Annotated in this window: 13 protein-coding genes; 5 read left to right on the forward strand and 8 right to left on the reverse strand. The window is 63.8% G+C overall.

What is annotated here, in order from left to right; genetic code table 11:
• Positions 1 to 46 precede the first annotated feature (46 nt).
• The 3 genes from AC1VON_RS25370 to AC1VON_RS25380 all read right to left on the reverse strand — a co-directional run bounded on the left by AC1VON_RS25370 (position 47) and on the right by AC1VON_RS25380 (position 4,878).
• The gene (locus AC1VON_RS25370) at positions 47 to 802 is read right to left on the reverse strand and encodes a bestrophin-like domain (RefSeq protein WP_483125260.1); all 756 of its coding nucleotides are present in this window, start codon (positions 800 to 802) and stop codon (positions 47 to 49) included.
• Between the two features lie 98 nt (positions 803 to 900).
• Entirely contained in the window at positions 901 to 2,454 is a 1,554-nt protein-coding gene (locus AC1VON_RS25375) for a trimethylamine methyltransferase family protein (RefSeq protein WP_172349833.1), read from the reverse strand.
• A 12-nt stretch (positions 2,455 to 2,466) separates the two neighbouring features.
• The gene (locus AC1VON_RS25380; RefSeq protein WP_483125261.1) at positions 2,467 to 4,878 is read right to left on the reverse strand and encodes a GcvT family protein; all 2,412 of its coding nucleotides are present in this window, start codon (positions 4,876 to 4,878) and stop codon (positions 2,467 to 2,469) included.
• Between the two features lie 296 nt (positions 4,879 to 5,174).
• Between AC1VON_RS25380 and AC1VON_RS25385 the strand changes: the two genes are divergently transcribed.
• Positions 5,175 to 6,650 (forward strand): esterase-like activity of phytase family protein, encoded by a 1,476-nt coding sequence (locus tag AC1VON_RS25385; RefSeq protein ID WP_483125262.1) that lies wholly within the window; start codon positions 5,175 to 5,177, stop codon positions 6,648 to 6,650.
• Between the two features lie 69 nt (positions 6,651 to 6,719).
• Here the strand turns inward: AC1VON_RS25385 and AC1VON_RS25390 are convergent, their stop codons facing one another.
• Positions 6,720 to 7,514 carry a L,D-transpeptidase gene (locus AC1VON_RS25390; RefSeq protein WP_483125263.1) on the reverse strand — a complete coding sequence of 265 codons (795 nt, stop codon included), beginning with the start codon at positions 7,512 to 7,514 and terminating at the stop codon, positions 6,720 to 6,722.
• 311 nt (positions 7,515 to 7,825) lie between these two features.
• Between AC1VON_RS25390 and AC1VON_RS25395 the strand changes: the two genes are divergently transcribed.
• Both AC1VON_RS25395 and AC1VON_RS25400 read left to right on the forward strand, forming a co-directional pair.
• On the forward strand, positions 7,826 to 9,298 hold the full coding sequence (locus tag AC1VON_RS25395; protein ID WP_483125264.1) for an MATE family efflux transporter: 1,473 nt from the start codon (positions 7,826 to 7,828) through the stop codon (positions 9,296 to 9,298).
• A 71-nt stretch (positions 9,299 to 9,369) separates the two neighbouring features.
• A complete protein-coding gene (locus AC1VON_RS25400) occupies positions 9,370 to 9,945 on the forward strand; it encodes a TMEM175 family protein (protein WP_172349828.1) in 576 nt (191 codons plus the stop codon).
• A gap of 56 nt (positions 9,946 to 10,001) precedes the next feature.
• Here the strand turns inward: AC1VON_RS25400 and AC1VON_RS25405 are convergent, their stop codons facing one another.
• Positions 10,002 to 10,283 (reverse strand): hypothetical protein, encoded by a 282-nt coding sequence (locus AC1VON_RS25405; protein WP_023792142.1) that lies wholly within the window; start codon positions 10,281 to 10,283, stop codon positions 10,002 to 10,004.
• 134 nt (positions 10,284 to 10,417) lie between these two features.
• On the opposite strand from AC1VON_RS25405, the gene AC1VON_RS25410 reads away from it, so the two are divergent.
• The gene (locus tag AC1VON_RS25410; RefSeq protein WP_483125265.1) at positions 10,418 to 11,284 is read left to right on the forward strand and encodes an SDR family NAD(P)-dependent oxidoreductase; all 867 of its coding nucleotides are present in this window, start codon (positions 10,418 to 10,420) and stop codon (positions 11,282 to 11,284) included.
• Between the two features lie 8 nt (positions 11,285 to 11,292).
• On the opposite strand, the gene AC1VON_RS25415 is transcribed toward AC1VON_RS25410, so the two are convergent.
• The 3 genes from AC1VON_RS25415 to AC1VON_RS25425 form a co-directional block, all read right to left on the reverse strand.
• A complete protein-coding gene (locus AC1VON_RS25415; RefSeq protein WP_483126379.1) occupies positions 11,293 to 11,718 on the reverse strand; it encodes a low affinity iron permease family protein in 426 nt (141 codons plus the stop codon).
• Positions 11,719 to 11,996: 278 nt separating this feature from the next.
• Positions 11,997 to 12,638, reverse strand: a complete 642-nt coding sequence (locus AC1VON_RS25420) for a transferase hexapeptide repeat family protein (protein ID WP_172349825.1) — start codon at positions 12,636 to 12,638, stop codon at positions 11,997 to 11,999.
• A gap of 87 nt (positions 12,639 to 12,725) precedes the next feature.
• On the reverse strand, positions 12,726 to 13,229 hold the full coding sequence (locus AC1VON_RS25425; RefSeq protein ID WP_172349824.1) for a CreA family protein: 504 nt from the start codon (positions 13,227 to 13,229) through the stop codon (positions 12,726 to 12,728).
• Positions 13,230 to 13,418: 189 nt separating this feature from the next.
• Between AC1VON_RS25425 and AC1VON_RS25430 the strand changes: the two genes are divergently transcribed.
• The gene (locus AC1VON_RS25430; protein WP_172349823.1) at positions 13,419 to 13,997 is read left to right on the forward strand and encodes an SCO family protein; all 579 of its coding nucleotides are present in this window, start codon (positions 13,419 to 13,421) and stop codon (positions 13,995 to 13,997) included.
• Positions 13,998 to 14,060 lie beyond the last annotated feature (63 nt).

Consider the following 14,060-nt stretch of genomic DNA (forward strand, 5'->3'; position numbering starts at 1 on the left):
CGATGGTTCATTCCCATGAATGCCTGGGAATGCCGCCGGTTCCGCATCATCGCTGCAATTCCGCCAATGCCCTTTCCAGCGGCGCCGACGAAATCTGGATCGGGCCGGAGAACGGCACATCCATGTCGAGGATCAGGTAGATCGCCCCGGCAATCAGCGCGGCCGACACCATGAGGGTTCCTGCGGTGATTGTATTCTTCGGTGCCCTGAACCCGAAACTGGCGAAGATCAGCGCCAGCCAGGTAACCAGCATGGCGATCAACGGCCAGGGAATCGTGCCCTCCGACTGCTCGACCAGAATCCAGCGCAGTTCCAGCACCTTCTGCAGGCGCTGGCGTCCGTCCTGCAGAAGGGAACCGTGTACAGCGTCGGGAGGGGTCAGCCCATTCAGCCGCACGCCAATCTCCGTCAGCAGACGTTCGGAAAGCTGATTGGCGGCGATAGTCGTCTCGCTGTCTTGTGACGAGGTGTCTACCACCCTTTGCATATAGGCGACCAACGGTTGGCGCACCGCGTCGGTTTCCGGGCCATACAGCCGCAGTGTCCTGTCGAGCAGGATCAGCTCCGTCGCATAGGCGTGCACATTGTGATCGATCGATTCGAAGGTGTTCTTGGCCGAGTTGATCATCAGGCCGAGCATCAGTGAGGTCATGACCCCGAACAGATTGGCGGCGAGCCGAACCACCGCGTTCGTGTCGTCATCACGATGTCTGGCCGGCAATCTCGGCCAGATCGCCATGCTGGCGAACGCCGACGCCGCCAGGCACAGGAAGATCACCATTGCGATGAAGGCTTCGAGCATCGCTCATCTCTGCACGGGACGCGCCAATTGCCAATGGCGGGAACCGATCCACCGAAAAGTTCCCGCAGGCATCACGCGTCTTGGGGCTTACTCGCCGCTCACGAAACCGGTGCGGCTCCGCCCTCTTCGGTGCGCCGCGCGATGAATTCGTCGAGCACGCCCGATGTGGCGGCAGCCGATGCGGGTGGCTCGAAATCGGCAACCGCGCGCCGCCAGACACTGGTGGCGCGCTCGCTGGCGGTCTTTGATCCGCTTTGCGTCCAGTTGCCGAAATTCGACCAGTCGGCCACCAGTGGCTCATAGAATGCGGTGCGGTAGCGCGCCATCGTGTGGCCGGCCGAGAAGAAATGCCCGCCAGGCTGCACTTCGGCGATCGCCTCGAAGCCGATCGAATCATCGTCGCCGGGCGTCGCGGCGCAGAGTTCCGCGACCGTCTGCAGCGCCTCGATATCGGTGATCATCTTCTCGAAAGAGACACTCAGGCCGCCTTCCAGCCAGCCGGCGGCATGGATGCACATCGTCGCCCCGGCCAGCACCGAGCCCCACAGGGCGAACTGCGTTTCGTGCGCTGCCTGCGCATCCGAAATGTTGGCCGCACTGCCGCCGCCCGACCGCCAGGGCAGTCCAGTGAAGCGCGCCAATTGGCCGGCGCCCAGCGTCGCCTTGACATGCTCCGGCGTGCCGAAGGCCGGCGCTCCGGATTTCATGTCGACATTGGAGGAGAAGGAACCGTAGACGACCGGCGCACCGGGCCGTACGATCTGCGCCAGCGTCAGGCCCGCCAGCGCCTCGGCATGCTGCAGCGCCAGCGCGCCGGCGACCGTGATCGGCGCCATCGCACCCGCCAGGCAGAACGGCGTGATGACGGAAACCTGGCCGGCTCTTGCGAAATCGATGATGCCTTGCGCCATCGGAATGTCGAGCTGGCGAGGCGAGTTGGTGTTGATGACGGTGTAGCAATGCGCGTTCGCCAGGAATTCGTCCGGCGACAGGCCGCGCGCCAACCGGATCATCTCGAACCCGTCCTCGACCTGCGGCGTGCCGCGCGCGAAGACGAACGGAAACTTGTCGGACAGCGTCAGTTGCGCGCGGTTGACGGCATAGTGGCGAAGGCGGTTGTCGACATCCTGCGGCTCGATGCAGGGGCCAAGCATATGCAGCACGTCGAAATGCTGCACCAGCCGCAGCAAATCCTCGAAATCGGCCAGCGTACCCGGCCGGCGGCCACGTTCGAGATCGGTGACGTTCGGCGCCCCGCATCCGGCCAGGAAGGTCATCGATCCGAGTTCCAGCGTCAGATCGCGGGAACGGTCGCCGGCTTGCGCTTGGATCGATTTCGGCGCCGAGGCGAGTGCCGCCGCCACCATGTCGCGGCCGATGCGCACCATGTCGGTGTCCGGGTCGACCAGGGCGCCGGCGCTGGCAAAAAGCTCTCGTGCCTGCGGCAGCAGCACCTTGATGCCGAGCTCTTCCAGCACCCGCAGCGCCGTGTCGTGGATGGCGGCGACCTGGTCGTCGGAAAAGATCGGTTGCGGCAGGAACGGGTTCTTCAGCGACCGGTAATTGGGTCGGCGGCTGCTTTCGCTGCCGGCTTCGCCCGTGCGTCCGCGCCGGCGTTCGCGCCTGCTGTCTCGTGCCGCGTCATCGACCATCGAAAATCCTCCTCATTGCCGCATCGCCTTGCCCGAGGGATCGTAGGGCGAGGCCGCGATGATCCGTGCCGGCCGTTCGACGCCGACAATGTGCACCGAAAGCGCCGTCCCCTCCTCGGCAAAATCGTCGTCGACCAACGCCAGCGCGACGCTCTTGCCGATCGTGTAGCCAAAACCGCCCGAAGTGACGAAGCCGACGCGCCGGCCGCCGTGCCAGACCGGCTCGAAGCCGCTGGCGTCGGCATCGAGCGCATCGATCTCCAGCGTCACAATCCGCTGGACGGCACCGGCTTCGCGCGCCTTCAGCGCCGCCTCGCGACCGACGAAATCGCCCTTGTCGAAGGCGATGAAGCGGTCGAGGCCGGTCTGGCCTGGCGTGTAGCCCTGCGTGAATTCACGCGACCAGATGCCGAAGCTCTTCTCCAGCCTGAGCGCATTGAGCGCGTAGTAGCCGACCTCGGCGAGACCAAGATCCTCGCCTGCCGCGAGCAGCGTGTCACGCAGCGTGGCATGCATGGTAACCGGGCAACTGATCTCGAAGCCGAGCTCGCCGGCGATAGAGAGGCGGGCAACCCGCGCCCGCACCATGCCGATGTCGAACGCGCCGCACGCCATGAACGGCAGTGCGGCGACGGAGACGTCCTGATGTGTTGTACGCTCCAGGATTTTCCGCGCATTCGGCCCGGTCAGCAGGAAACCGCCCGTCGCGTCGGAAATGTCGGTGACCGCGGCGCCCTCTGCTGCCTGGCTCTCGAACCAGCGCATGTGGAATTCCCTGAGATAGTAGGAACCCATCAGCCAATAGTCACTGCTGCCCCAATTGATCACGGTGAGGTCGCCCTTCAGCCGTCCGTCCGGCCCGAGCATCGGCGCCAGCCGCGCCTGTCCCGCCGTCGGCAGCTTGCAGGCCAGCAGCCGGTCGAGCCATGCCTCCGCATCCGCGCCGGACACCGCATAGCGTGAATAGGCCGAGATATCGACGAGGCCGGCGGCACGCCGGACTTGCAGCGCCTCGTCGCCGACGATGTCGAAGGCGTTGGAGCGCTTGAGCGTGGTGTTCTCGCGAAAACCCATCGGCGCGAAATAGGCCGGGATTTCCAGCCCCCACGATGCCGTCCATTCGCAACCCGCGGCACTCATGCCGTCATAGGCGCCAGAGCGTTTCAGCGGCCTGCCGGCTGGCAGGCGCTCATTGGGAAAGGTCATGACGAAACGGCGCGAATAGAACTGCCGCGTCGTTTGCTTCAGATATTCGCGATTGGCGGCGAAGGCCCCGTAGCGGGCAATGTCCATGCCGAAAATGTCGGCCTGCGGCTCGCCGTAGATCATCCATTCGGCCAGCGATTTGCCGACGCCCCCGCCTTGGCTGAAGCCCGCCATGACGCCGCAGGCGACCCAGTAGTTCTTCAGGCCACGCACCGGTCCGACGATCGGGTTGCCGTCCGGCGTGAAGGTGAAGGCGCCGTTGACCCATTTGCGGATGCCGGCGCTCGCCAGACAGGGAAAGCGCTCATGCGCCTTGGCGAGTTCCGGGCTGATGCGGTCGATGTCTTCCGGGATCAACTCGATCCCGTAATCCCAAGGCGCGCCGTCCATGTTCCAATGCTTCGGGTTCTGCTCATAGACGCCGAGCAGCACGCCCTTGCGCTCTTGCCGCAGGTAGGAAAAGCCGTCGAGGTCGACGGCGATGCCGATTTCCCGGTCCAGTGCCGCGATCTCGGGAATGTCCTCGGTGATGAAATAGTGGTGCTCCATCGGCGTCACCGGTAGGTCGACGCCGGCCATGCGGCCGAGCTGCTTGGCCCACAGCCCGCCGGCATTGACGACATGCTCGGCGACAATTGTGCCCTGTTCGGTGACGACGTCCCAGTGGCCGTCCGCGCGAGACTTCAACTCGACGACACGGTTGCGCAGGATCACCTCGGCACCGCGCTTCTTCGCGGCGCCCGCATAAGCATGTGTTGTGCCGTAGGGGTCGAGATGGCCTTCGTTGGAATCATGCAGGCCGCCGAGTACGCCGGCGACGTCGACGATCGGGCAGATCGCCTTGATCTCTTCCGGGGTCACCAGCCGCGCGCTTTCGATGCCGACCGACTGGAACACCGCCCAGGCCGATTTCAGCCACTCCCAGCGCTGGGGGTCGCTGGCGATATTGACGCCGCCGGTCATGTGCAGGCCGATGTCCTGGCCGGACTCGGCTTCGATCTCGCGATAGAGATTGATGGTGTAATCCTGCAGCGCCGCGACGTTGGGATCGGCATTGAGCGCATGAAATCCGGCCGCCGCATGCCAGGTCGAACCGGCCGTCAATTCGGCGCGCTCGATCAGCGCCACATCGGACCAGCCGAATCGCGTCAGATGGTAGAGCACCGAGGCGCCGACCACCCCACCCCCGATGACCACTGCGCGATAATGCGGCTTCAAGGCTTTCCTCCCGGTCCGTCAGAAGCCGCACCATATACGCGCTGTACATAAGTGTCTAGTACTGCGCTTGCCTACCCAAATGGATGCGGCAGTGATCAAATTCTCGCCTCGAGCGCATGTCCTCACAGGGCAATGAACACGCCGGCGGGCATACGTGTCGCGCTGTCACGCAAGCATCATGTTCGCGCCGTAGACCGCTTTCGGGGGGACGGCGCGCGGCATCATCGATGTGCCGCCTCCTTGAGCTTTTTCGTTCTTCGGCCGCTCCGGCACATCCGTCACCAAGAGGACTATCCATGAAACACCTGCACCGAACCGTCTCGCTCGGCGTCGCGCTGGCCTTGTTCACCGCCTTGACGCCGGCGCTCGCCGACAGCACCGCGACCGTCGGCGCCACCAGCTTTGTCAACAAGGGCCTGGTTGGCGTCGGTCGCGTCCCGGCGGCACAGCGCGACAAGTTCGGCGAGACGTTCGGCTCAGGCTCCGGCATGTCGATCGACGCCGCCGGCTGGACGCATGACGCGGGCACCTACAAGGGTTCGCTCTGGTTGCTGCCGGATCGCGGTTACAATGTCGCCGGCACCACCGACTACCGGCCGCGCCTCAACACCATCGACATCGAATTCACGCCGACAGCACCGGGTGCCGCTGGCCAGGAGCAGACAGGCGTGAAGGCAACGCTTGCCGACACCTTGCTGCTCACCGACGACAAGGGCACTGATGCCAGCGGCCTCGATCCGCTGTCGGATGTGCGTGCCGCGGCTGGCGACATGCCGATCCTGCCCGCCGCCACGAACGGCAAGCTCGCCCTAGACAACGAGGCGATCGTGCGGCTGCCCGACGGTTCGATGTTCATCTCCGATGAATATGGCCCGAATATCTACCGGTTCTCCGCGCAAGGCCGTCTGATGTCGGCGACCCAACCGCCGGCGGCGCTGGTGCCGATGCGCAAGGGCGCGCCGAACTTCTCTTCTGACAATCCCGGTCCAGGTGCCGCCGAACCCGATCCGAAGGATCCCGATACCGGCCGCCAGAACAACCAGGGCCTGGAAGGCATGGCGATGACGCCGGACGGCAAGTTCCTGATCGCCGTGCTGCAGTCGGCGACCAGGCAGGACGGCGGCGATTCACCTTCGACCCGGCAGAACACACGGGCGCTGGTCTATGACGCCTCCGATCTCGCCCATCTCAAGCTGGCGCACGAATATGTCGTGCCGCTGCCTGTGTTCAAGGACGCCAAGGGCAAGACCAAGGTCGCCGCCCAAAGCGAGATCGTGGCGTTGTCGGACACGGCGTTCCTCATGCTGGCGCGCGACAGCGGCAACGGCCAGGGCCTGAAGGGCGATACATCACTCTACCGCGAAATCAGCATCGTCGATGTCTCGGCCGCGACCGACATTGCCGGCGGTCCTTTCGACGCCGCGGACAAGCCGCTCGCCCCCAAGGGCGTACTCGACCCGTCGGTGACGCCGGCCAAGCTGACCCCGTTCATCGACATCAACGACAATGTCGAGCTTGGCCGCTTCGGCCTGCACAATGGCGCCCCGAACGACCACAATAACCTGTCCGAGAAGTGGGAAGCGATGTCGCTGGCGAGCGTGCTCGATCCGAAGCTGCCCGACGATTATTTCCTGTTCGTCGCCAATGACAACGACTTCCTCGCCCAGGACGGTTTCCAGGTCGGCGCGCCCTACAAGGCCGACGACGGCGCCAATGTCGACACCATGTTCCTGGTCTATCAGGTCACGCTTCCCGGCCTCGCCAAGAAGTAACGCATACAAAGGGCGGGCGCGCCCGGCGCGTCCGCCTGAGCGACCTCGAACGGCTGGCCGTGAGGACGCCTACTTCAAGAACTCCGCGTCCTTCGGCACGCCCGCATCGATCGGCTCGGCCGTCCAGCTCGACACGGCCATCATCTTGCCGGCGGCCGACAGGTTCGGGCGGACGAAGACCTGTGCGGGGCCGTTGACGCGGCTGTAGAGGTCGATGATGTCCTGGTTCATGAAGCGCACGCAGCCCGACGAAGCATTCTTCCCGATGGAATCCCACTCCGGCGTGCCATGCAGCCGGTACATCGTGTCCTTGCCGTCACGGAACAGATAGAGGGCGCGGGCGCCCAGCGGGCTCTGCGGGCCGGGCGGCATGCCGTCCTTGTATTTCGCCAGTTCCGGCCGGCGCTGGATCATCTCCGGCGGCGGCGTCCACACCGGCCACTTCTTCCTCGCCTGCACCACGGCGCTGCCGGTCCATCCAAAACCGGCCTTGCCGAGACTGACGCCGTAGCGGATGGCCTTGCCGCCATCGCGCACCAGATACAGGAAGTGCTCGGAGACATCGACGACGATGGTGCCGGGTTTCTCTCCGGTCGGGTCGGCCACGATCTGGCGCACGAACTTCGGATCGAGCTTGGCCACCGGGATTGCCGGCAGTTGATAACCCTCATCGGTGCGCGCCGCGTACATGCTTGCGGCATCGCCGAACGCCGCATCGGGTGGCGCCGCGGCCACCGGCGGCGGCGGCGTTGCCACATCCGTCGTGGTGCAGGCCGAAAGAGCCATGGAGGCCGCACCCAAAGCGGACGCACCAAGAAACGCGCGCCGGCTCAGGCGCTCGGAAAACAGCGGAATATCGGACATGATCCCCCCGGCTTGTCCATATCTGATAAGGATATGCGGGCCCCACGCCCCAAGGATCAATACCCCATTCCGGGAGCTTTGAGAACATGATCGGACCAAAGCAATTCCAGGAAAACGCGTTCGGTTTCCCAGGCAGAGCGCATATCGCTTTCCACCTTTGGAATTGCGTCACACAGGGAGATCGAGCGGTTCGCCGTTTCGTGAAGCGGTGAACCGCTCGATACACGCCAAGCGGAATTTTGCGACGCCGCATCGACCTGTGCCGTTGAATCGGCAATCATCGCGGACCGAGTTGGGATAAACCTCCAGCCATGACCGAAAAAATGCCCACGCGCCGGCGCACCGGCGACCTGACCAGCGGCCCGATCCCGCGCACGCTGCTGCTGTTTGCCTTGCCGGTGTTGGGCTCCAACGTGCTGCAGTCGCTCAACGGGTCGATCAATGCCGTCTGGGTCGGCCGTTTCCTTGGCGAATCGGCCCTGACGGCCACCTCCAACGCCAACCTCGTCCTGTTCCTGATCCTGGGCACGGTGTTCGGCATCGGCATGGCGGCGACCATCCTGGTGGCGCAGTCGGTCGGTGCCCGCGACCTGCCCGAGGCGCGCCGCATCGTTGGCACCAGCGCCACCTTCTTCTTCCTCGTTTCCATAGTCTTCGCGATATGCGGCTGGATCTGGGTGGACGCCATCCTCAACACGCTTGGCACACCGGCGGACGCCTTGCCGCTGGCGCGTTCCTATCTGCGCATCATCTTCATCGCCGTGCCGATGATGAACCTTCTGTCCTTCGTCATGACCGTGCTGCGCGGTGCCGGCGATTCGCGTACACCCTTCTTCTTCATGGCGCTGGCGGTCGTGCTCGATATCGTGCTCAACCCGCTGCTGATCCGCGGCATCGGCCCCTTCCCCGAACTCGGCATCGCCGGATCGGCGACCTCGACGCTGGTCGGTCAGACCGTGAGTGTCATCGCTATCCTTGTCGTGCTCTATGCGCGCAAGCATCCGCTGCGGCTGGCCGGCGCCAATCTCGCTCTGCTGCGGCCCGACCCCGCCTTGCTGCGCATTGTCGTCTTCAAGGGTGTGCCGATGGGGCTGCAGATGATCGTCATTTCGGCGGCGGCACTCACGGTGATGGGCATCGTCAACTCCTATGGCTCGCAAGTCGCCGCCGCCTACGGCATCGCCGCGCAGCTGTGGACCTACATCCAGATGCCGGCGCTCGCCATCGGTGCCGCGGTCTCCTCGATGGCGGCGCAGAATGTCGGCGCCGGCCGCTGGGACCGGATCGGCCGCGTCGCCGCGTCCGGCGTCGGCTTCAACCTTGTCCTGACCGGCGCTCTCGTTGCGCTGCTGTGGCTCTTCGACCGCTCGATCCTCAGCCTGTTCCTGAGCAGCGACAGCGCGGCAATTGATATCGCCGCCCATATCAATACCGTGGCGTCCTGGTCGTTCATCCTGTTCGGCATCACCATCGTGCTGTTCGCCACGGTGCGCGCCACCGGTGCGGTGATGCCGCCGCTGATCATCCTGGTGATCTCGGTGCTCGTCATACGCACCGGCTTTGCCTATTTCATGCGCGGCGTGATCGGCGAGGAAGCGTTGTGGTGGAGTTTTCCGGCCGGCTCGATCACCTCGCTGGTTCTGGCCGCGGCCTATTACCGCTTCGGCGGCTGGCGCACCATGCACATGATCGAGGACAGGCCGGCCGCCGGCGAGCCGCCGGACACCGGGCTTGGGGTGCCGCGTGGGCGCGCGAACATGGCGCCTGAGACGCCAAACGGCTGAGAACCGACCTCGAGCCCTTTCCCGATGCCGTTCGGCTCATCTAGACTGGCAACCTGGCGGCAGGAGGCTCCATGGGCAAAGGCAGGGTCGAGGCATTCACCGACGGCGTGGTGGCCATCATCATCACCATCATGGTGCTGGACCTCAAGGTGCCGGAGGGCGAGGACTTGTCCGCCCTGGTACCGCAGTTGCCGATCTTCCTGTGCTACGTGCTCTCATTCATCAATGTCGGCATCTACTGGAACAATCTGCACAACATGTTCCACACCGTACAGCGCGTCGACGGTGGCGTGTTGTGGGCAAACCTGCATCTGTTGTTCTGGTTGTCCCTGATGCCGGTAACGACCGCTTTCATGGGCGAGAACCACTTCGCCACGGTTCCGGTCGCGGTCTATGGTTTCGACCTTGCAATGTGCGCGGCCGCCTACAGCATCCTGGTCATCGCCCTGCACCGTCTGCATGGGCCGGATACCGCCTTCGCCAAGGCAATCGGCAGCGACCGCAAGGGAAGGATTTCGCTTGCCGTCTATCTGGCGACCATCGCGCTTGCCTTCCTCAACCGGTGGATCAGCGTGGCGCTCTACGTTGCGATCGCCCTGGTATGGCTTGTGCCGGACACGCGTTTCTCGCGCGTCCTGGAGAAGTAGTTTTATCTTTCGACGCAATTTCCAAGGGAAAGCGCTGCACATTTTTCTTGGAATGCCTAGCCGCGCATCGCCTTCAGCTTTTCCGCCACCGAAGCGGCAAGGTCGGCATAGCGCTCCTCCAGCCGTTCGGCTGCCTTGATGATCGAGAAATCATGGCCGAACTTCTCGAGCGCCATGCGCAGTTTCTCGACGAATTCGGCCTGTTTTTCCAACGCGGAGAACAGCGTCTTCACCTGGGCTTCGCTGATATCGGGGTTGGCCAGCATCTGCGGCACCTCTCGCCCCATCTGATCGCCGGTGGCGGTCTGTTCCTTCAGAATTGCAACCCAATCCGTCAATAGAAAATCTCCATTACCGAGACAGCATGCGCAGCCTCGACCGGCCCGGTCAACCCGGACACGTGCCGACGCAGGCTTGCGCAAGCCTGTTCCAGCGCTAAGTTCGGCGCCATCGAGAGAAGGACCCGTTGCTCATGATCACCGACGCCGAAATCCAGACCGCCCTGCCCGCGCTTAGCACCGGCAACACCGCCGTCATCACCGGGGCCGCGAGCGGCATTGGTCTGGCGGCCGCCAAACGGCTTGCGTTGATGGGCATGAAGATCGTGCTCGCGGACATTGCCGGGACCCGCCTTGACGATGCCTCCCGGGCCGTCTCGGCCATTGCCGGCGACGACGCCGTGCTTGCCGTTGCGTCGGACGTTTCGAAGGCCGACGAGGTCGATCGTCTCGCCGACCGGGCATTTGGCGCCTTCGGCGAGATCTCGCTGCTGATGAACAATGCCGGCGTCGGCGACAACCCGGGAAAGCCCTGGGAGAACCGCGATGCGTGGAAGCGGCTGCTCGACATCAATTTCTGGGGTGTCGTGCATGGTGTCGAAGCCTTCGCGCCGCGCATGCTGGCATCGGCCAAGCCGGGCCTGATCGTCAACACCGGCTCCAAGCAAGGCATCACCACGCCGCCCGGCAACCTTGCCTACAATGTCTCCAAGGCCGGCGTGAAGACATTCACCGAGGGCCTGGCGCATGCGCTGCGCAACGAGCCTGGTGCGCGCCTGTCAGCGCATCTGCTCATCCCCGGCTTCACCTATACCGGCCTCACCGAGGGTGCCACGGAAAAGCCAGCCGGTGCTTGGACCGGCGAGCAGGTCGTTGATTTCATGTTGGAATCCCTGGTCAGAGGTGACTTCTACATCCTGTGCCCCGACAATGAAGTGGCGCGGCCGCTGGACGAGAAGCGCATGGCGTGGGCCATTGGCGACATCATCGAAAACCGCCCGGCTCTTTCGCGCTGGCATCCGGATTACAAGGAACCTTTCGCCGCCTTCCTGAAGCACTGAATTTCGCTTCAGGCGGCGCGCTTCTTCGGAGGCCGCTTTTGCGCCACGGCCTTCTTCGCGGCCATGGCTGCGAGCTTTTCGTCATGCCGTCGCGCCGCCCGTTCGCACTTGGCGCGGATTTCCTCGACCTCGGATTCCGTCAGGTGCTCGATGCCGATGAAGCGGTTGTGGCCCTCGCCGACCCGGATCAGTTCATCGAGCTTGGCCTGGATCGCCGCGCCATCGCGGTTCTGGGTGTTCTGGATGAGAAACACCATCAGGAAGGTGATGATGGTCGTGCCGGTGTTGATCACCAATTGCCAGGTGTCCGAGAAACCGAAGAACGGCCCGCTTATCGCCCAGACGACGACGATCAGGCAGCAGGCGGCAAAGGTCAGCGGTAGGCCGGTTATGTGCGCGACCCAGTTGGCGACCTTGGTGAAGAGCTTTTCCATCATCGAGAACCCTCAATGGCTGCCGCGATGAGAAACAACCGACGACCGTTCCAGGTTCCCACCGGCAACAAATACGTCTGGCGCAATTGAATGCACGCAATGAGGGTGTTTGGCGAAAGCACACCTTATCGGTTTAGTGTCATGGTAACCATGCAGGCAAAGAGCCTGCTCCTTCCGCTTCACGGCGGTTTAACTCCAGCCCCTTCCGCCGCGCCACCCCCGCATGGCGGAAGGGGTTTCCCGAAAGCGCCGACCAGCACTCGGACAGACGATCGACTCTAAGCGGCGTCATTTTCCCAACGGTCGAGGAAGGCCTCGATCGGCATTGCCTGGATGTCGGGAACCGCCCTGGCGAGTTTCTCGACCGGCCAGTCCCACCAGGCGAGCGCTTCGATCCGTGCCGCGACAGCCGGGGGAAAGCGCGGTCGCAGCGGCTTCGCCGGCACGCCGGCGACGATCATGTAGGACGGCACGTCCTGCGTCACCACCGCATTGGCGCCGATGACAGCGCCGTTGCCGACAGTGATGCCAGGCATGATCACCGCGCCGTGGCCGACCCAGACATCATGGCCGATGGTCACGGCATTCGCTTGCCGCCGCTCGCGGAACGCGGCATCGACGCCCAGCCAGCGAAAATACTCGTTCGGCCGATAGCTGACCTTGTGCTGGGTCAGCCGCTCGATCGGATGCTCCAGCGCATTGATACGGCTGTTGGCGGCGATCGAGCAGAATTTGCCGATGGTTGTGTAGATGGCTTCCGAATGGCGCTCGAAATAGGAGAAGTCGCCGACGCTCACTTCGCGCAGCACCACCCGTTCGCCGATCGAGGCATAGCGGCCGAGCTTGCACGTCTTGAGTTCCGCGGTCGGATGGATGCGCGGCTCGGGGTCTTTGAGGACGAGGTTTTCGGAACGGTCCATGCGGCGGCTTTACGTCAGAGCAATTGCTCCTGCAAGGCAGGAGCAATTGTCCGTGGGGCCAATCAGCCCAAAAGAGGCCCACCCCGCTTAGTTCGGCTTGCCCTTGCTCCACACCACGTTCTGGCCGTAGAGCGGCACTGTCGTGACCGACATCTTGGCCGAGCCGTTCTGCACCTGGCGGGAATGCGAGAGGTAGATCAACGTCTCGTTGGCCTTGTCGTAGATGCGGTTCACCACCTGCTTCTTCCAGATCAGGCTGAGGCCTTGCTTGAACACCTCCTCGCCGCCCTCGCTCATGTCGATGTCGCCGATGGTGATAGGGCCTGTCTGGCGGCAGGAGATCGAGGAATCGCTGGGGTCCTCGAACCAGTTGCCCTTGTGCAGGCGATCGATGACGCTGCGGTCGAAATAGGCGACATGGCAGGTCACGCCATCCACCTTGGGGTCCTTGATCGCATCGATCATGATGTCGTTGCCGACCCAGTCGACGCCCACCTTGCCGACTTCCTCGGCGACGGCGCCGCCGGTGCCGAGCGCAATGCATGCGGCCAAGGCGCCGCCGATCACTTTTCGCCCAATCAGTTTGCGCAAAGGAGTCTCCCCGCGGTTCGAGTTGCCGGTTTCAGGTGGGGCGCGTTGTGCCGCTTTGCAAGCGGATGCGTCAACACCACCGCGGTTGCGGCAACGCGGCACTTTGCCTGCGCAGGGCCGAACCGCTAAGACTGTCGCACCGGCGCGGCATTGAGCCGGCGCGATGATTTCTGCAGACGGACTTTTCTGATGATGCGTTCTATCCTGGTCGGTATTCTCGTCCTGATGGCGGCCGGCATTGGCTGGCTGACCTTCGACTGGTATCGCGGCCATTATGGCGGCGAACCGTTCGGCGCACCCTTCACCCTGGTCGACCAGAAAGGCGCGCCGATCACCGAGGCCGCGTTCAGGGGGCAACCCAGCGTCGTCTTCTTCGGCTTCACCCACTGCCCCGAGGTTTGCCCGACCACGCTGTTCGAACTCTCCGGCTGGCTGAAGACGCTCGGCGACGACGGCAAGACCCTGCACGCCTATTTCGTGTCGGTCGACCCGGAACGTGATACGCCGGCGGTGATGAATGCCTATGTCAGCAACTTCTCCGACCGCATCACCGGCATCACCGGCGACCCTGACAAGGTCCATGCCATGGCAAAGTCGTTCGGCATCTACTGGAAGAAGGTCGACACCGGCGACGGCGACTATACGATGGACCACACCGCCTCGGTGCTGCTGCTCAACGGCAAGGGCGACTTCGCCGGCACGATCGCCTATGGCGAAAGCGCCAGCACCGCGGTCGAAAAGCTGAAGCGTCTTGCCACGAAGGGCTAGAGTTTGATCCCGAAAAGTGGAAACCGGTTTTCTCCGACAAACGGTTCCGTTTGTCCAAAGATC

The organism is Mesorhizobium sp. HAY1-8B (genome assembly GCF_056868045.1).

What these genes read in the sequence shown, in the direction of transcription:
- AC1VON_RS25370 (WP_483125260.1), bottom strand. Translation starts at nt 802, where the DNA reads ATGCTCGAAGCCTTCATCGCAATGGTGATCTTCCTGTGCCTGGCGGCG.
- AC1VON_RS25375 (WP_172349833.1), bottom strand. Translation starts at nt 2,454, where the DNA reads ATGGTCGATGACGCGGCACGAGACAGCAGGCGCGAACGCCGGCGCGGA.
- AC1VON_RS25385 (WP_483125262.1), top strand. Translation starts at nt 5,175, where the DNA reads ATGAAACACCTGCACCGAACCGTCTCGCTCGGCGTCGCGCTGGCCTTG.
- AC1VON_RS25390 (WP_483125263.1), bottom strand. Translation starts at nt 7,514, where the DNA reads ATGTCCGATATTCCGCTGTTTTCCGAGCGCCTGAGCCGGCGCGCGTTT.
- AC1VON_RS25395 (WP_483125264.1), top strand. Translation starts at nt 7,826, where the DNA reads ATGACCGAAAAAATGCCCACGCGCCGGCGCACCGGCGACCTGACCAGC.
- AC1VON_RS25400 (WP_172349828.1), top strand. Translation starts at nt 9,370, where the DNA reads ATGGGCAAAGGCAGGGTCGAGGCATTCACCGACGGCGTGGTGGCCATC.
- AC1VON_RS25410 (WP_483125265.1), top strand. Translation starts at nt 10,418, where the DNA reads ATGATCACCGACGCCGAAATCCAGACCGCCCTGCCCGCGCTTAGCACC.
- AC1VON_RS25415 (WP_483126379.1), bottom strand. Translation starts at nt 11,718, where the DNA reads ATGGAAAAGCTCTTCACCAAGGTCGCCAACTGGGTCGCGCACATAACC.
- AC1VON_RS25420 (WP_172349825.1), bottom strand. Translation starts at nt 12,638, where the DNA reads ATGGACCGTTCCGAAAACCTCGTCCTCAAAGACCCCGAGCCGCGCATC.
- AC1VON_RS25430 (WP_172349823.1), top strand. Translation starts at nt 13,419, where the DNA reads ATGATGCGTTCTATCCTGGTCGGTATTCTCGTCCTGATGGCGGCCGGC.